Annotated in this window: 12 protein-coding genes; 5 read left to right on the forward strand and 7 right to left on the reverse strand. The window is 73.7% G+C overall.

Translation table 11 applies throughout. The annotated features are described in order from the left end of the window. Positions 1-34 precede the first annotated feature (34 nt). Together MJ876_RS14685 and MJ876_RS14690 are read left to right on the forward strand one after the other, a co-directional pair. On the forward strand, positions 35-1,084 hold the full coding sequence (locus MJ876_RS14685; RefSeq protein WP_240237340.1) for an MFS transporter: 1,050 nt from the start codon (positions 35-37) through the stop codon (positions 1,082-1,084). Positions 1,085-1,307: 223 nt separating this feature from the next. After that, complete coding sequence (locus MJ876_RS14690) at positions 1,308-2,741, forward strand: NCS2 family permease (protein ID WP_240237382.1); 1,434 nt, start codon at positions 1,308-1,310, stop codon at positions 2,739-2,741. Here the strand turns inward: MJ876_RS14690 and MJ876_RS14695 are convergent. Genes MJ876_RS14695 through MJ876_RS14730 form a run of 7 tightly spaced genes read right to left on the reverse strand, consistent with a single transcriptional unit; the run spans position 2,722 to position 12,536 of the window. Beyond that, a complete protein-coding gene (locus tag MJ876_RS14695) occupies positions 2,722-3,387 on the reverse strand; it encodes a sirohydrochlorin chelatase (protein WP_240237342.1) in 666 nt (221 codons plus the stop codon). The genes MJ876_RS14690 and MJ876_RS14695 overlap by 20 nt on opposite strands. 17 nt (positions 3,388-3,404) lie before the next feature. Next, positions 3,405-4,538, reverse strand: a complete 1,134-nt coding sequence (locus tag MJ876_RS14700; protein ID WP_240237344.1) for a uroporphyrinogen-III synthase — start codon at positions 4,536-4,538, stop codon at positions 3,405-3,407. A gap of 22 nt (positions 4,539-4,560) precedes the next feature. Further along, entirely contained in the window at positions 4,561-4,932 is a 372-nt protein-coding gene (gene nirD / locus MJ876_RS14705; protein ID WP_240237345.1) for a nitrite reductase small subunit NirD, read from the reverse strand. A gap of 8 nt (positions 4,933-4,940) precedes the next feature. Continuing rightward, the gene (gene nirB, locus MJ876_RS14710) at positions 4,941-7,511 is read right to left on the reverse strand and encodes a nitrite reductase large subunit NirB (RefSeq protein ID WP_240237346.1); all 2,571 of its coding nucleotides are present in this window, start codon (positions 7,509-7,511) and stop codon (positions 4,941-4,943) included. Then, a complete protein-coding gene (locus MJ876_RS21840) occupies positions 7,508-8,956 on the reverse strand; it encodes an FAD-dependent oxidoreductase (RefSeq protein ID WP_275695047.1) in 1,449 nt (482 codons plus the stop codon). The genes nirB and MJ876_RS21840 overlap by 4 nt, the downstream gene beginning before the upstream one ends. After that, a complete protein-coding gene (locus MJ876_RS14725; protein ID WP_240237347.1) occupies positions 8,953-11,034 on the reverse strand; it encodes a molybdopterin oxidoreductase family protein in 2,082 nt (693 codons plus the stop codon). The genes MJ876_RS21840 and MJ876_RS14725 overlap by 4 nt, the downstream gene beginning before the upstream one ends. Then, positions 11,034-12,536 (reverse strand): MFS transporter, encoded by a 1,503-nt coding sequence (locus MJ876_RS14730; protein ID WP_240237348.1) that lies wholly within the window; start codon positions 12,534-12,536, stop codon positions 11,034-11,036. The genes MJ876_RS14725 and MJ876_RS14730 overlap by 1 nt, the downstream gene beginning before the upstream one ends. Positions 12,537-12,924: 388 nt before the next feature. Between MJ876_RS14730 and MJ876_RS14735 the strand changes: the two genes are divergently transcribed. The 3 genes from MJ876_RS14735 (at position 12,925) to acs (ending at position 16,976) form a co-directional block, all read left to right on the forward strand. Then, positions 12,925-13,287, forward strand: a complete 363-nt coding sequence (locus MJ876_RS14735) for a DUF485 domain-containing protein (protein WP_240237349.1) — start codon at positions 12,925-12,927, stop codon at positions 13,285-13,287. After that, the gene (locus MJ876_RS14740) at positions 13,284-14,879 is read left to right on the forward strand and encodes a cation acetate symporter (RefSeq protein ID WP_240237350.1); all 1,596 of its coding nucleotides are present in this window, start codon (positions 13,284-13,286) and stop codon (positions 14,877-14,879) included. The genes MJ876_RS14735 and MJ876_RS14740 overlap by 4 nt, the downstream gene beginning before the upstream one ends. Before the next feature lie 108 nt (positions 14,880-14,987). After that, positions 14,988-16,976, forward strand: coding sequence for an acetate--CoA ligase (acs, locus tag MJ876_RS14745; protein WP_240237351.1), 1,989 nt, complete (start codon positions 14,988-14,990; stop codon positions 16,974-16,976). The last annotated feature ends 76 nt before the right edge of the window (positions 16,977-17,052 follow it).

Below are 17,052 nucleotides of genomic sequence, written 5' to 3' on the forward strand. Positions count from 1 at the left end.
TCCATCCGGGCACACCATGAGGTAGGTTGCTAGCATGCTCGCACGGGACCCGGCCTTCCTCCGCTTCGCCCTCGCGAGGCTGCTCGGCTGGGCCGGCGCGGGCATGACCCTGGTGGTGCTGCCGCTGCTGGTCCTCGACCTCGGCGGCGGCCCCGCCCTCGCGGCCGTCCTGGTCGCCGCGCCCGCCGGCGCCTACCTCCTGCTCGGCCTGCCCGCCGGCGCCGTCGCGGACCGGCTCCCCCGCGGGGCGACGCTCGTGGCGTGCGCGGTCGGCGCGGCGCTCGCCCTCGGCTCCGTGCCGCTCGCCGCGGCGCGCGACGCCCTCGGGGTCGGCCACGTCGCCGCGGCGGCCGTCGTCGTGGCGGCGCTGAACGTCTTCGCCGACTCCGCGACGTTCGGCGCCCTGCCCGCCCTGGTCGGCCGCGAGCGGCTCGCGGCCGCGCAGGGTCTCCTCACGACCGCCGGGACACTGACGGGCATCCTCGCCCCGGCCGTCGCGGGGGTGCTGATCGGCCCGCTGGCCCTCGCCGGCGTGCTGTGGTGCGAGGCCGCCGCCCTGGTCGTGTCCGCGGTCCTCTACGCCGGGCTGCGCGTCGGCGGCGGGGGCGCGGCCACGAGCACCGGGTGGCGCGAGACCGTGGCCGAGGGCCTGCGGTTCGTGCTCACCCACGAGCTGGTGCGACCGCTCACGCTGCTCGGCGTCGGCCTGTCCCTCGCCGGCGGCGCCGTCCTCGGCCTCTACGCCGTGCTCGCCGTGACCGAGCTCGGCCTCACCGCGGACGACGGCCGCATCGGTCTGCTCGCCACCGGCAGCGCCGTGGGCTCCGCGGTCGCCGGACTGCTGGTGTCCCGGGTCCAGGCCCGGTTCGGGCCGGGGACGGTCGCCACGGTGGGGTACGGCGCCGGCTGGCTGCTGCTGCTCGCCCTCGCCGCCTCCCCGGGCCTGGCGACCGCGGTGGCGGCCCTCACGGCGTACTCGTGCGTGGTCACCCTCGTGATCGTCAACGGCATCGTCGCCCGCGCGCAGGTGACCCCGGACGACCTCCAGGGACGGGTCAACACCACGGCCCGCATGATCGCCTAGGGTGCGCTGCCGCTGGGGGCGGCGCTGGCCGCGGCGCTCGTCGGTCCCCTGGGTGCCCGCGGCGCGATCGCCGTCGTCGGCACCGGCCTGCTGGCCTCGCTGCTCCTCGCCCTGCGGTGGCGGATCTGGCGCCTCCCGGTGCGACCACCGGCGGCTTGTGCGAAAACCCCCGCGTCGTGAAACAACGCCGACACGCTTCCGTGCCAGGGTGCTGCTCGTGAGCATGCTGGAGAGCTACTTCAAGGTCGGCGAGCGCGGATCCACCCTCGGCCGGGAGGTCCGCGGCGGGGTCGTCACCTTCGTGACGATGTCGTACATCGTCGTGCTGAACCCGCTGATCCTCGGGTTCGCGCCCGACGTCGAGGGGTCCTTCCTCGGCAGCAGCAACGGCGAGCCGAACCTGCCGGCCATCGCCGCCGGGACCGCGCTGATCGCCGGCGTGATGAGCATCCTCATGGGCGCCGTCGCGAACTTCCCGCTCGCGCTGGCCACCGGTCTCGGGCTCAACGCGTTCGTCGCCGTCGTCCTCGCCTCACAGATGACGTGGGCCGACGCCATGGGGCTGGTGGTCATCGAGGGCGTGATCATCCTGGTCCTGGTGCTCACCGGGCTGCGGAAGGCCGTGTTCCTCGCCGTGCCCCGCGAGCTGAAGATCGCCATCTCCGCCGGCATCGGCCTCTTCATCGCCTTCATCGGGTTCGTGGACGCCGGGTTCTCACGCCGCTACCCCGACGCCGCGATGACGACCGTGCCCGTGCAGCTCGGGCCCAACGGCGCGCTCGACGGCTGGCCGATCGTCGTCTTCGCCGTCGGGCTCGTGCTGCTGATCGCCCTGTGGTCGCTGCGCGTGAAGGGCTCGATCCTCATCACCATCGCCGTCGGGACCGTCCTCGCCTTCGTGCTCGAGGCCGTCCTCGACATCGGGCCCGGTGGAGCCGACAACCCCACCGGCTGGGCACTGACCGTGCCCGCCCCGCCCGAGCAGTGGTTCGGCGTCCCCGACCTCGGCACCCTCGGCCAGTTCAACCTCCTCGGGTCCTTCGAGAAGGCCGGGGTCGTCGCCGCGGTCCTCCTCGTCTTCACCCTGCTGCTCGCCGACTTCTTCGACACCATCGGCACGATGACCGCCATCGGCGCCGAGGCGGGCCTGAACGACGAGGACGGCTCCCCGCCGAACACCCAGCGCATCCTCGTCGTGGACTCGGTCGCCGCCATCGCCGGCGGCGCGGGCGGCGTGTCGTCGAACACGTCGTACATCGAGTCCGCGTCGGGCGTCGGCGAGGGCGCCCGGACCGGCATCGCCTCGATCGTCACCGGGGTCCTCTTCCTGCTGACCACGCTGTTCGTCGGCGTCGTCGCCTCGATCCCGTCCGAGGCCGCGGTGCCCGCCCTCGTCCTCGTCGGCTTCCTCATGCTGCGCGGCGTCAAGGACATCGACTGGGACGACCTCGAGGTCGCCCTCCCGGCGTTCCTCACGATCATCCTGATGCCGTTCACGTACTCCATCACCGTCGGCATCGGCGCCGGCTTCCTGTCCTACGTGCTCATCAAGGTGGTGCGCCGCAAGCCGCAGGACGTCTCGCCGCTGATGTGGGGCATCGCCGTCGCGTTCCTGCTCTGGTTCGCCATCGCCCCGCTCACCGCGCTGCTGACCTGAGCGCGGTGAACCGCGAGCAGAGCAGGTCGACGAGCAGCGGGTGCGTCCCGAGGACGTCGGCGACCACCCCCGCCCCCGCCTCCCGCGCCTGGCCGGCCGCCTTGTCGGCGAAGTAGCCGGGCGACAGCAGGTACGGCGAGACCGCGTCGCCGTCGCGCACGACCTCGGCCGGACGACGACCACGGGCGGTCAGCGTGGCGACCTCCACCTCGCCGCCCCACTCCTCGGCCAGCAGCTCGGCGGCCCGCTCCTGGTCGCGGGTCGCGAGCTCGTCGCTCGACCCGGCCGCGACGAGCACGACGCGCGAGCCCGGCTCCGCGCCCGCCTCGAGCAGCCGCGCGGCCTGGGCCCGCGCGACCTGGCGGTGGGGCCCGAACGGACGCCCGAGCGTCAGCGGGCCGCCCGCGCCCTCCGCCATCGACGGCAGGTCGGTGCGGATGTGGAACCCCGTCGACAGCAGCAGCGGGACGACGACCGTCGGCTCTCCCGAGCCGGCGACCACGTCCGCGAAGAGGGGCTCGGACAGCTCGACGTACGAGCAGACCGCCTCGACGCCCAGCCGGTCCGCCGCCAGCGCCGTCAGCTCGGCGGCGATCACGTTGCCCGACGTCTTGCGGGTGCCGTGGGCGACGGTGACGAGCCTCATGCCCCCATCATCCGGTCTCACTGCACGCCGTCGTCCACCGCCAGCCGGTAGCCCCGCTTCACCACCGTCTGCACGGCGCGGGTCCCGATCGCCGCCCGCAGCCGGGCGACGGCCATCTCGACCGCGTGCTCGGAGCCGGCCGTGCCCGACGGGAGGGCGGCCAGCAGCTCGCGCCGGGAGACGACGGTGCCCGGGTTGACCGCCAGCGCGGCGAGGACGGCGTAGGGCGCGGGCGAGAGCGTCACGTCCGCCCCGTCCACCACGACGGCGTCCCCGTGCAGGAGCAGCGAACGCCCCGCCACGCTCAGCATCGTCCCGCACGAGCGGGACGGCAGCTCGACCTCCAGCTGCTTGACCATCGCCGCCAGGCGGGAGCGGTCGGGCCAGATGGTCGGCACGCCCCACATCTCGAACGCCGCCGCGGTCACCGGCCCGACGCAGGACGCGAGCACGTCGGCGGTGAAGGCACTGATGACCTCGTCGCGCCGGCCGACGGAGGTCGCCGCCTCCATCAGCGCGGCCACGGCGGGGGCGGAGGTGAAGGTCACCGCGTCCAGACGCCGCTCGGCGACCTCGTCGATGAGGCCGAACATCGGGCCCGGGTCCTCGGCGGAGGCGACCCGGTAGACGGTGACGGTGGTGACGTCGGCGCCCTGGCGCCGCAGCGCGTGCGCCGCCATCGACAGCGACTGCCCGTGCTCCTGCACCACGATCCCGGCCCCCGTGAGGTCCCGGCCGCGGAGGTGGCCGAGCACGTCGTCGAAGGCCTCCGACTCCGGCGCCCACAGCTCGCGCAGCCCCCGCCGTCGCAGCGCGCCCACGCTCTTCGGGCCGCGCGCGAGGATCTCGGCCCGGCCCAGGTGGGCGAGCAGGTCGTCGAGCAGGCCCCACGACTCGGCGGCGTCGAACCAGGTCCGCATCCCGATGCCGGTGGTGGCCAGGAACAGGTCGACCGGGCGGGCGAGGACGCCCTCCGTCGCCGCCCGCAGCTCGGCGTCGTCCACCCGGTTCGGGTCGCTCGACAGGGCGGGCGCCCAGTGGGTGGTCGCACCCCGGCGCTCGAGCATGGCGATCTGCTCGTCGACCTTGCGGGCCGCCGTCACACCGATCCGGAAACCCGCGAGCGGGAGCGCCCCGCTGCCGTCGTCCACCCCCTCATCCTCCCGCGGCGCCTCAGCGAGCCCCACGGACGCCCCCCACCTCGACGGTGCCGTCGACGACGCGGACGTCGTACGCGGCGACGCGGACGGTCGGGTCGTCCAGGCACTCGCCGGTGCGCAGGGCGAAGGCCTGCTTGTGCATCGGGGAGGCCACGAAGTCCACGTCGCCGCGGGTGCCGACGATCCCGCGGGCCAGCACGGAGGCGCGGCTGAACGGGTCGACGTTGTCGAGGGCGAAGACCTCGTCGGCGAACGTGCGGAACACCGCCACGGCCCGGCCGCCGACCAGGGCGGTCACGCCGCCCTCGACGTCGATGCGGCTCAGCGGGCAGACGGGCGTCCAGGTCCCCGTGCCGCTCGCCGACCCACCCACCGTCTCCCTCACCGTCTCGTTCACCGGGGAGCCCCGACACCGATGGTCGCCCCGAGGTCGACGGGACCCTCGTGGAGCACGGGCTCGGCCTGCCCGCGCGTGACCCCGAAGCTGATGTTGGGGTCGGGCACGTCGGGGGCGTTGACGAACGAGGTGAAGCGCGCGAGCTTCTCGGGGTCCTCCAGGGTGGCGGCCCACTCGTCGACGTAGGTGTCGACGTGGGCGTCCATGGCGGCCTCGAGCTCGCTGCCGAGCCCCAGCGCGTCGTCGACGACGACCTCCCGGACCCGGTCGAGACCGCCGTCCAGGCCCTCGACCCAGGGCGCGGTGCGCTGCAGGCGGTCGGCGGTGCGGACGTAGTACATGAGGAAGCGGTCGAGGTAGCGCACGAGCGTCTCGGTGTCGAGGTCCTGCGCCAGCAGCCGGGCGTGCACCGGGTTCGCGCCGCCGTTGCCCGCGACGTACAGGTTCCAGCCCTTCTCGGTCGCGATGACCCCGAAGTCCTTGCCGCGCGCCTCGGCGCACTCCCGTGCGCAGCCCGAGACACCGCCCTTGATCTTGTGCGGCGAGCGCAGGCCGCGGTAGCGGTGCTCCAGCATGATCGCGAGGCTGGTCGAGTCCTGGACGCCGTAGCGGCACCACGTCGAGCCGACGCACGACTTCACCGTCCGCAGCGACTTGCCGTACGCATGACCGGACTCGAAGCCCGCGTCGACCAGGCGACGCCAGATCGCCGGCAGGTCCTCCATCCGGGCGCCGAGGAGGTCGATCCGCTGGCCGCCGGTGATCTTCGTGTAGAGACCGAAGTCGCGGGCGACCTCCCCGAGCACGACCAGGCCCTCGGGGGTGACCTCGCCGCCGGCGATGCGGGGCATGACGGAGTAGGTGCCGTTCTTCTGGATGTTCGCGAGGTAGGCGTCGTTGGTGTCCTGGACGACGCGGTTGGCGGCGTCCAGCACGTGGTGGTTCAGCAGGCTGGCGAGGATCGAGGCCACCGTGGGCTTGCAGACGTCGCAGCCGCGACCGGTGCCGTGGGCGGCGACGACCGCGTCGAAGCCGGTGTGGCCGCCCACCGCGATCGCGTCGAAGAGCTCTTGGCGCGTCATCGCGAAGTGCTCGCACAGGCTCCGGTCGACGACCCGGCCCTGCTCGGCGAAGAAGTCCTCGACGATCTTCTTGACCACGGGCTTGCACGAGCCGCAGGTGCTGCCTGCCCCGGTGCAGCGGGTCACGCAGGACGCCGAGTCGCACGGGTCGTCCTCGCGGGCGACGGCGGCGGTGATGTCGGCCTTGGACACGTCGTTGCACGAGCAGACCTGCGCCTCGTCGGGGAGGCCGACCTCGGTCGCCGCCCCCCGCCCGGCGGGGAGGATGAGGTCCTCCGGGTTGTCGGGCAGGGCGATCCCGGAGGCGACCATGGGCCGCAGCACCCCGTACGCCGAGGCGTCGCCCACCAGCATCCCGCCGAGGAGGGTCCGGCCGTCGTCGCTGACCACCAGCTTCTTGTAGACCCCGGCGACGGCGTCGGCGTACACGAGCTCGAGGGAGCCCTCCGTCGCCGCGAACGCGTCACCGAAGGAGGCGACGTCGACGCCCATCAGCTTGAGCTTGGTGGACATGTCGGCGCCGGTGAACGTGCCGGGCCCGCCGACCAGCGCGTCGACGACCACCTCGGCCATCGCGTAGCCGGGGGCGACCAGCCCGTAGACCCGGCCCGCGGGTGCGGCGCACTCCCCGACCGCCCACACGTGGGGGTCGGAGGTGCGGCACCGCTCGTCGACCAGGACGCCGCCGCGCTCGGCGACCTCCAGCCCCGCCTCGCGGGCGAGCGCGTCGCGCGGTCGGATGCCGGCGGAGAAGACCACGAGGTCGGCGGGGAGGTCGTCGGCGTCCGCCAGGCCGAGCCCGGTGACCCGGCCGTCCTCGCCCAGGACCGCCGTGGTCCGGGCGTCGGTGTGCACCGTGAGTCCGAGCGCCTCGACGTGGCGACGCAGCACGGCGCCGCCGGCGTCGTCGACCTGCACGGCCATCAGGCGCGTGGCCATCTCGACGACGTGGGTCTCCAGGCCGAGCTGGCGCAGCGCGTTGGCGGCCTCGAGGCCCAGCAGCCCGCCGCCGACCACCGCGCCGACACGGGCGCCGGCGGTCGCGGCGTCGCGGATCGCCTCGAGGTCGCCCAGGGTGCGGTAGACGAAGCACCCCTCGAGGTCGCGACCCTCGACCGGGGGCACGAACGGCGCCGCTCCGGTGGCGAGCACCAGCTCGTCGTACGCCAGGTCGCCCTCGGCGAAGCGGACGGTGCGGGAGGCGGTGTCGATGCCGGTCACCGCGCTGCCGAGCACGAGCCGGACCCGCGGGTCGTCGTACACGCCGGTGGGCAGCAGCGACAGCGCCTCGGCGCCCACCTCGAAGAAGGTGGTGAGCCCGACGCGGTCGTACGCCGCGTGCGTCTCGTCGCCGATGACGACGACGTCGTGGGTCTCGGTCAGCCCGCGCTCGATGGCGGCCTGGACGAGACGGTGGCCGACCATGCCGTGGCCGACGACGACCAGGCGCGGGCGGTCCGGGGTCCGGGGGGCGGGAGTGCTCATCGGGATCCTCCTTGGGGGGCGAGCGGGCGCGAGGCGAGCAGGGCGCGGACGTCGTCGGCGCAGCCGCCGCAGCCGGTGGTGGCGCGGGTGGTGGCGCGGACGTCCTCGAGCGAGGTGCAGGCGCGGACGGCTCCCGCGGTGGCGCCGGCGCAGGTGCAGACCTCGGCGTCGTCGGCGAGCGTGCGGGGCGCCGGCGGACGGTCACCGGCGAGCAGGGCGGCGGGCTCGGCGGGGCCGAGGACGGTGCCGCGGTCGTAGTGGCCCGTGATCAGCCCGACCCGCGACAGGTCGCCGACGAGGGTGGCGGCGACGATGCGGCCGTCGCGCACCACCAGGCGACGGTGGGAGCCGGCGACGGGGTTGGTGACCTCGACGACGTCGCCGACGGCGGTCCGCGGGTCGCCGAGCACGGCGACGTCCAGGTCGGTGGCCCGCAGGCGGGCGACCGAGCGGTGACCGGCGTACGACGCGTGCGGGCCCGTCTCCCCCGACAGGTGGGCGGCCAGGGCGGCCGCCTGGTCCCAGGCCGGGGGGACGAACCCGGTGACGACGCCGTCGTGCTCGGCGCAGTCGCCGAGGGCGTGGACCCGGGGGTCCGAGGTCGTGAGGTGGCCGTCCACGACCACGCCGCGGCGGACGGCGAGCCCCGCCCGCCGGGCCAGGGCGGTGCTGGGGCGACCGCCGGCGGTGAGGACGACGAGGTCGGTGCCGAGGGTGGCGCCGTTGTCGAGGACGAGCGTGACCGACCCGTCGCCGTCCGGGCCCGCGAGCAGCCGGGTCGCGCGGGCGCCGGTGTAGACCTCCGTGCCGAGGCGGCGCAGGTCGCGGGCCAGGATCCGGCCGGCGGGGGCGCCGACCTGGGAGCGCAGGAGGTGCTCGCCGCCCTCGACGACCTCGACCGCCAGGCCGCGCACCGCCAGGGCGCGCGCCACCTGCAGACCCAGCAGGCCGCCACCGACGACGACGGCGCGGCGGGTGCCGGGCTGCGCGACCGCCTCCTGCAGGCGGCGGCAGTCGGCGAGGCTGCGGAACGGGTGCACCCGCGGGTGCAGGCCGCCGTCGGGGCGCACGACGCCCCGGATCGGCGGCAGCGTCGGCAGGGAACCGGTGGCGAGGACCAGGTGCTCGTAGGCCACGCGCTCGTCGTCGGCGAGCACCACCTCCCGGGCGTCGCGGTCGACGTCGACGACGCGGGCACCCGTCCGCAGCGTGACCCCGGCGTCGGCGTACCAGCTCGGCGGGTGCAGCGCCAGCAGCGAGGGGTCGCACGACCCCTCGAGGACCGCCGACAGCAGGATGCGGTTGTACGGCGCGGCGTCCTCGTCGCCGAGCAGGGTGACGCCGACGCCGCGCGCCGCCAGCCCCTCCGCCAGGCGGACGGCGGCCATGCCCGCGCCGACGACGACCACCGGCCCCGCGGCGGCGGAGGTGGTCGGGGCCGTCATGCGCGCACCGCCGCGGCGCAGACCTTGAACGCCGGCATCCGGCTGGCCGGGTCGAGCGCGTCGCTGGTCAGCCGGTTCGCGCCCACCCAGTGGAAGGGCACGAACACCGTGTCGGGCCGGATCGCGGTCGTCAGCCGTGCGGGTGCCTTCAGCTCGCCGCGACGGGTCGTGACGACCACCGGCTCGCCGTCGTACGCGCCGATCCGGTCGGCCAGCATCGGGTGCATCTCGACGTACGGCCCGGTGTCGGGCAGCTCGCGGACGCGGCGCGTCTGGGCGCCGGACTGGTACTGCGCGAGGACCCGCCCGGTGGTCAGGTGGACCGGGAACGCCTCGTCCACCGGCTCGGCGGGGCCGAGGTGGTCGACGGCGACGAAGCGGGCGCGGCCGTCGGGGTGGGCGAAGGCGTCGGCGAAGAGCCGGGGCGTCCCGGGGTGGTCGGCGTCGGGGCACGGCCAGAAGACGCCGCCGTCGGACTCGGCGATCCGGGCGTGGCTGATCCCGGCGTAGTCGGCCCGCCCTCCGGCCGAGGCGCGGCCGAGCTCGTCGAAGACCTCCGCCGGGTCGGTCGACCAGGTGCCCGGCGCCCCGAGCCGCTCGGCGAGCCCGGCCATGACCTCGAGGTCGCTGCGCACCCCCGCGGGCGGGGCCACGGCGCGCTGCCGCAGCAGCACGCGCCCCTCCAGGTTGGTGGTCGTCCCGCTCTCCTCCGACCACTGGGTCACGGGGAGCACGACGTCGGCCAGTGCCGCGGTCTCGCTCATCACGAGGTCGCAGACGACGAGCAGGTCGAGGGCCGCGAGGCGGTCGGTGACGTGCGCGGCGTTCGGCGCCGAGACGACGATGTTGGAGCCGTGGACGAGCATCGCGCGCGGCCCGCCCGGGGTGCCGAGCGCGTCGAGCAGCTCGTACGCCGAGCGGCCCGGCCCGGGCAGCGACGCGGCGTCCACGCCCCAGACGGCGGCCACGTGGTCCCGCGCCGCGGGGTCGTCGATCATCCGGTAGCCGGGCAGCTGGTCGGCCTTCTGGCCGTGCTCCCGACCGCCCTGGCCGTTGCCCTGACCGGTGAGGCAGCCGTAGCCGGAGTGCGGCCGGCCGGGCAGGCCCAGGGCGAGCGCGACGTCGATCCAGGCCAGCACGGTGGCGGTGCCCTGGGCGTGCTGCTCGGCACCCCGGGCGGTGAGGACGACGGCCGAGCCCGCCCCGGCGAGCAGGGACGCGAGGGCCCGCACCTCGTCGGCCGGCACGCCGCTGACCCGCTCCACGCGCTCGGGCCACCAGGCGCTCGCCGAGGCCCGGGAGTCCTCCCAGCCGACCGTCCGCTCCGCGACGTACGCCGCGTCGACCCCGCCGGCCGCGTCGACGGCGTGCAGCACGCCCAGCGCGAGCGGGAGGTCGGTGCCCGGGACGGGTTGCAGGTGGACGTCGGCGCGCTCCGCGGTGGCCGTCCGACGGGGGTCGATCACCACGACCGTGCCCCCGTTCGCGCGGCAGCGGTCGAGGTGGCGGGCCGCGGGCGGCATGGTCTCGACGAGGTTCGACCCCACCAGCACCACGACGTCGGCGTGCTCGACGTCGGCGAGCGGGAACGGCAGTCCCCGGTCGATCCCGAACGCCCGGTTGGAGGCCGACGCCGCCGACGACATGCACCACCGGCCGTTGTAGTCGACCTGGCTGGTGCCGAGCGCGACCCGGGCGAGCTTGCCGAGCTGGTAGGCCTTCTCGTTGGTCAGGCCGCCACCCCCGAAGACGGCGACGCCGTCGGGGCCGTGGGCGGCCTGGACGGCACGCAGCCGCTCGGCGACCAGGTCCAGCGCCTCGTCCCAGTCGACGGCCCGGAGGTCGCCGGTGGCGCGGTCGCGCACGAGCGGAGTCGTCAGCCGCTCGCGGTGCCCGTGCAGGCCGGCGGCGGTCCAGCCCTTGCGGCACAGACCGCCCTCGCTGACCGGGTGGTCCTCGCGGGCCGCGACGGTGAGGGTCCGGCCGCCGCGGCCGGGGGTCAGGACCATCCCGCACTGCAGGCTGCAGTAGGGACAGTGCGTGGCGGTGGGGCCGCCCGAGCGGGTCTCGCGCGTCATCAGATCCCGGCGTGGGCGAGGCTGTCGGGCCGCGCCCGGCGCAGGTAGACCGCCCACGTCACGACCGCGCACACCACGTAGAACGCGGTGAACGTGGTGAAGGCGATGACCGTGGCGGAGCGGGGGTCGGCGACCCAGGGCGAGGAGAACGCGATGGGGATGAGGAACCCGCCGATGGCGCCGACGGCCCCGATCACGCCGATGGCCGCGGAGGCCTCCTTCGTGGAGCGGGCGAGCGCGGCGTGCCGCTCCGGGGTGCCCTCCTCGGTCGAGCGCTCCGCCCGGGTGCGCCAGATCGCGGGGATCATCTTGTACGTCGAGCCGTTGCCGATCCCGGTGCAGGCGAAGACGACCGCGAAGCAGACCAGGAACGGGGCGAACCACGACTGGTTCTCGGTCGCGATCGCCGGGTCGGCCGTCGGGTTCGGGGTCAGCTGCAGCAGGGTCGCCAGCACGAGCAGCGTGAACACGATCATCCCGGCGAACGCGGCGAGGGTGACCTTCGCGCCGCCCCAGCGGTCCGCCATCCAGCCGCCCAGCGGGCGGGTCGCGGAGCCGATCAGGGCGCCGAGGAACGCGAAGTAGGCGAAGTAGATGCCGGTGCCTAGCGGTGCGGGCTCCGGGACCCAGAAGTTGAGGCGGATCAGCAGCGGCATCGCGGCGGAGTAGCCGATGAAGGAGCCGAAGGTGCCGATGTAGAGGAACGCCATGATCCAGGTGTGGCGCTCGCGCACCACGACGAGCTGGTCGCGCGGCCGGGAGACCGCGGTGCCGAGGTTGTCCATGAAGAACCAGGCGGCGGCGGTCGCGACGAGCGCGAGGCCGGCGTACAGCCAGCCGGCGCGCTCGAGGCTGATGCCCGACGAGCTGGCCTGCACCAGCCCGAAGATCCCGGCGCCGCCGACGACGACCGGCAGGAAGAACTGGATGAGCGCGACCCCGAGGTTGCCACCGGCGGCGTTGAGACCGAGCGCGGCGCCCTTCTTGGCCGCCGGGTAGAAGAAGTTGATGTTCGCCATCGAGCTCGCGAAGTTGCCGCCGCCGAAGCCCGCCGTGGCGGCGATCAGGCAGAACGCCCAGAACGGGGTGTCCGGGTTCTGCACCGCGATCGCGAACAGCACCGTGGGGATCAGCAGCAGCGCCGCGGAGACCGCCGTCCAGTTGCGACCGCCGAAGGCCGGGACCGCCAGCGTGTAGGGCACCCGCAGCAGCGACCCCACCAGGTTCGGCAGCGCCACCAGCACGAACAGCTGCTGGGGCGAGAAGTCGAAGCCCATGGAGACGAGGAACGCCGAGCTGACGCTCCAGATCAGCCACACCGAGAAGCCGAGGTGCTCGGCGAAGACCGACCACGCCAGGTTGCGACGCGCGACCGCGCGGCCCCGGGTCTCCCAGAACTCGGGGTCCTCCGGGCGCCAGTCGTCGATCCAGCGTCCGGTACGGCGGCCGCTCGGCGCGGCGGCCTCGTCAGCGGACGCCCGGGGGTCGTCGATCAGGGTCATGCGGGCTCCTCGGGTCGGTGTGCCCTGATCCTCGGCAACCCGTGTGTCGCCCGTGTGTCGTCGTGTGTGAGGCCGGTGTCAACTTCCCCTCACGACCTCACACCGCCCCGCAGAGCGGCATCGGAACGCCGGCGGGGCCGCCGGAGAACCCCTGCGGCGGTCGAGCGGGGACGAGCCCCTCGAGGATGGGCCGCGTCGAGACCGGCTCACCGGTCCTCGCGGAGGCTCAGCCCCGCCCGACCACTTGCGCCCGGCCTCCCGAGGGGGCCGGGTGCCGCTCGTCGCACCCAGCCGACCGCTCGTCGCGCCGTGCGCCGTGGCGCGCGTCACGTGACGGTGATCACTCCTAGGTTGCTGCCATCACCCAGCCCTGTCCCCAGGAGGCACGATGGCGCACGTCGACAAGGACCCAGACGCGGGTCACTACCGGGCGGACTCCGCCCCGATCTACAAGGAGCTCCACGAGACCGCGGAGTTCGCGGAGCTGCGCAAGAAGTACCGCGGCTGGGCCATCCCGGCCACGGTCGCGTTCCTGGTCTGGTACCTGCTCTACGTCGTCCTCTCGAACTGGGCGCCCGGCCTGATGGGCATCAAGGTGATCGGCAACATCAACATCGCCCTCGTGCTGGGGCTGCTGCAGTTCGTCACCACCTTCGGCATCGCGTACCTCTACGCCAAGCACTCGTCGAAGGCCCTCGACCCGCTCGCCACCTCCCTCGGCGAGCGCTACGCCCGGGAGGCCGGCCAGTGAACCAGCAGTTCCTCACCACCGGCCTGTTCCTCGCCGTCGTCCTGCTGACGGTCGGGATCACCTTCTACGCCAGCCGCCAGACCAAGACCGCCGCCGACTTCTACTCGGGCGGCCGCGGCTTCTCCGGCTTCCAGAACGGCCTCGCGATCGGCGGCGACTACATGTCCGCCGCGTCCTTCCTGGGCATCTCCGGCGCCATCGCGCTCTACGGGTACGACGGCTTCCTCTACTCCATCGGCTTCCTCGTGGCGTGGCTCGTGGCCCTGCTGCTCGTCGCCGAGATGCTGCGCAACGCCGGCCGCTACACGATGGCCGACCAGCTCGCGTTCCGGATGCGTCAGCGCCCGGTCCGCACCGCGGCGTCCGTCTCGACCGTGGTCGTGTCGATCTTCTACCTGCTCGCGCAGATGGTCGGCGCGGGCGTGCTCGTCGCGCTGCTGCTGGACGTCGACAGCCAGGCCGTGCAGAACCTGGTCATCGTGGGCGTCGGCGCGCTGATGATCTTCTACGTCACCGTCGGTGGCATGAAGGGCACGACGTACGTGCAGATCATCAAGGCCGTCCTGCTGATGGCCGGCTCGGCGCTGATCGTGTTCCTGGTGCTGCTGCGCTACAACTTCAACCTCTCCGCCCTGCTCGGCGACGCCGCGGAGAAGTCCGGCGCCGGGGACGCGTTCCTCGAGCCCGGCCTGCAGTACGGCGCGACGCTGACCTCGCAGGTCGACTTCCTGAGCCTCGGCATCGCGCTGGTGCTCGGCACCGCGGGCCTGCCGCACATCCTCATCCGCTTCTACACGGTCCCGACCGCGAAGGACGCGCGGAAGTCGGTGCTGTGGGCCATCGGCCTGATCGGTGCGTTCTACCTGATGACGCTCGTCCTCGGGTTCGGCGCCGCGGCGCTCATCGACACCGACGAGGCCGGCGCGACCGGCAACCTCGCCTCCCCGCTGCTGGCCCGCGAGGTCGGCGGCGGTGCGGACTCCGTCGGCGGCGCGATCCTCCTCGCCCTCATCGCGGCGGTCGCCTTCGCGACCATCCTCGCGGTGGTCGCGGGCCTCACCCTGGCGTCGTCGTCCTCGGTGGCGCACGACCTCTACAAGGGCGTGTTCAAGAAGGACAAGGCCGTCACCGAGAAGGACGAGGTCCGCGTCGCGAAGCTCGCGGCCGTCGTCATCGGCGCGGTCGCGATCGTGCTGGCCATCCCGGCGCAGCAGCTCAACATCGCCTTCCTCGTCGCCCTGGCCTTCGCGGTCGCGGCGTCGGCGAACCTGCCCGCCATCCTCTTCAACATGTTCTGGGGCCGCTTCAACACCCGCGGCGCCTGCTGGAGCATCTACGGCGGCCTGATCTCGTGCGTCGGCCTGGTCGTCCTGTCCCCGGTGATGTCCGGGGCGGAGACCTCGCTGTTCCCGAACGCCGACTTCGCGATCTTCCCGCTGAACAACCCGGGCATCGTGTCGATCCCGCTGGGCTTCCTGCTCGGCATCATCGGCACGCTGACCGCGCGGGAGCCGGCCTCGGAGCGGCTGTACCCGGAGCTCGAGGTCCGCGCCCTGACCGGCGCGGGCGCCGAGGGCGCCAGCCAGCACTGACCCCACACCGGCCCAGGGCCACGGACGGCGGGAACCCTCTCCTCGGAGGGTCCCCGCCGTCCGCGTACCGCCCTAGGCTCGCCGTACCACCGTCGTCGGAGGAGAGACGTGAGCACTGAGAGCAGCGAGAAGTCCGAGCAGACCCTGTCCAACCTGCTGAAGGAGGACCGCCGGTTCGAGCCGCCGGCGGAGCTGGCCGCCGAGGCCAACCTGAAGGAGGGGGCCTACGAGCGCGCGAAGAACGACCGCGAGGCCTTCTGGGCCGAGCAGGCCGACCGCCTGAGCTGGGAGACCCGGTGGGACCGCGTCCTCGACTGGGACGACCCGCCGTTCGCGAAGTGGTTCGTGGGCGGCCGCCTCAACGCGTCGTACAACTGCGTCGACCGGCACGTCGAGGCCGGCAAGGGCGACCAGGTCGCCATCCACTGGGTGGGCGAGCCCGTCGAGGACGAGCGGTCCATCACCTACGCCGAGCTGCAGGACGAGGTCTGCCGCGCCGCGAACGCGCTGACCGAGCTGGGCGTCAAGGCCGGTGACCGCGTCGCCATCTACATGCCGATGATCCCCGAGGTCGCCGTCGCGATGCTCGCCTGCGCCCGCCTCGGCGCCCCCCACACCGTGGTGTTCGGCGGGTTCTCCGCCGACGCGCTGGCCTCGCGCATCGAGGACTGCGGCGCCGAGGTCGTCATCACCTCCGACGGTGGCTACCGACGCGGCTCGGCGTCCTCGCTGAAGCCCGCCGTCGACGAGGCGCGCACGAAGACCGACAAGGTCCGCAAGGTCCTCGTCGTCCAGCGCACCGGCCAGGACATCGGCTGGGACGACGACGTCGACGTCTGGTGGCACGACGCGGTCGGCTCGGCGTCCCCGGAGCACACGGCGGAGTCGTTCGACTCCGAGCACCCGCTGTTCGTCATGTACACCTCGGGCACCACCGGCAAGCCGAAGGGGATCCTGCACACGACGGGCGGCTACCTCACCGGCACGTCGTACACGCACTGGGCGATCTTCGACCTGAAGCCGGAGACCGACGTCTACTGGTGCTCCGCGGACGTCGGCTGGATCACCGGGCACTCCTACCTGGTCTACGGGCCGCTCGCGAACGGCGTCACCCAGGTGATGTACGAGGGCACCCCCGACCACCCGGAGAAGGGCCGCTGGTGGGACGTCATCGAGAAGTACAAGGTGACGATCTTCTACACCGCGCCGACCGCGATCCGGTCGTTCATGAAGCAGGGCCGCGAGATCCCCGACGGGCGCGACCTGTCGTCGATCCGCGTGCTCGGCTCGGTGGGTGAGCCGATCAACCCCGAGGCGTACGTCTGGTACCGCGAGGTCATCGGCGGCGGGAAGGTCCCCGTCGTCGACACCTGGTGGCAGACCGAGACCGGCATGATCATGATCAGCCCGCTGCCCGGCGTCACCCACGGCAAGCCGGGCTCCGCCATGATCGCCATCCCCGGTGTCTCCGCCGACGTCGTGGACGACGAGGGCAACTCGGTGCCGGACGGCTCCGGCGGCTACCTCGTGCTCACCGAGCCGTGGCCCTCGATGCTGCGCACGATCTACGGCGACGACCAGCGCTTCCAGGACACCTACTGGTCGCGCTTCAAGAAGCAGGGCTTCTACTTCGCCGGCGACGGCGCGAAGAAGGACGACGACGGCGACGTCTGGGTGCTGGGCCGCGTGGACGACGTCATGAACGTCTCCGGCCACCGCCTGTCGACCACCGAGATCGAGTCGGCCCTCGTCTCGCACCCGAAGGTCGCCGAGGCGGCCGTCGTGGGCGCGGCGGACGACGACACCGGCCAGGCGGTCTGCGCGTTCGTGATCCTGCGTGACGAGGCCGGCGACGGCGGCGAGGACATCGTCGAGGAGCTCCGCAACCACGTCCGCACCCAGATCGGCGCCATCGCGAAGCCGCGTCAGGTGATGATCGTCCCCGAGCTGCCGAAGACCCGCTCGGGCAAGATCATGCGCCGCCTGCTGCGCGACGTCGCCGAGAACCGGGACGTCGGCGACGTGACCACGCTGGCCGACTCCACGGTGATGGACCTGATCCAGCAGGGCGCCTCCAGCGGCAAGGACGAGGGCTAGCACCTCGCTCCCCCGGGGTCCGGGGGGAGGACGGGGCGGGACCGGCGCACGGCGCCGGACCCGCCCCGTTCCGCGT

It is taken from the genome of Nocardioides sp. CFH 31398, assembly GCF_022436705.1.
Lineage (GTDB): Bacteria > Actinomycetota > Actinomycetes > Propionibacteriales > Nocardioidaceae > Nocardioides.

Coding starts and splice junctions, on each gene's coding strand:
- MJ876_RS21840 (WP_275695047.1), bottom strand. CDS start 8,956: ATGACGGCCCCGACCACCTCCGCCGCCGCGGGGCCGGTGGTCGTCGTC.
- MJ876_RS14725 (WP_240237347.1), bottom strand. CDS start 11,034: ATGACGCGCGAGACCCGCTCGGGCGGCCCCACCGCCACGCACTGTCCC.
- nirB (WP_240237346.1), bottom strand. CDS start 7,511: ATGAGCACTCCCGCCCCCCGGACCCCGGACCGCCCGCGCCTGGTCGTC.
- MJ876_RS14730 (WP_240237348.1), bottom strand. CDS start 12,536: ATGACCCTGATCGACGACCCCCGGGCGTCCGCTGACGAGGCCGCCGCG.
- MJ876_RS14690 (WP_240237382.1), top strand. CDS start 1,308: ATGCTGGAGAGCTACTTCAAGGTCGGCGAGCGCGGATCCACCCTCGGC.
- MJ876_RS14695 (WP_240237342.1), bottom strand. CDS start 3,387: ATGAGGCTCGTCACCGTCGCCCACGGCACCCGCAAGACGTCGGGCAAC.
- MJ876_RS14735 (WP_240237349.1), top strand. CDS start 12,925: ATGGCGCACGTCGACAAGGACCCAGACGCGGGTCACTACCGGGCGGAC.
- MJ876_RS14685 (WP_240237340.1), top strand. CDS start 35: ATGCTCGCACGGGACCCGGCCTTCCTCCGCTTCGCCCTCGCGAGGCTG.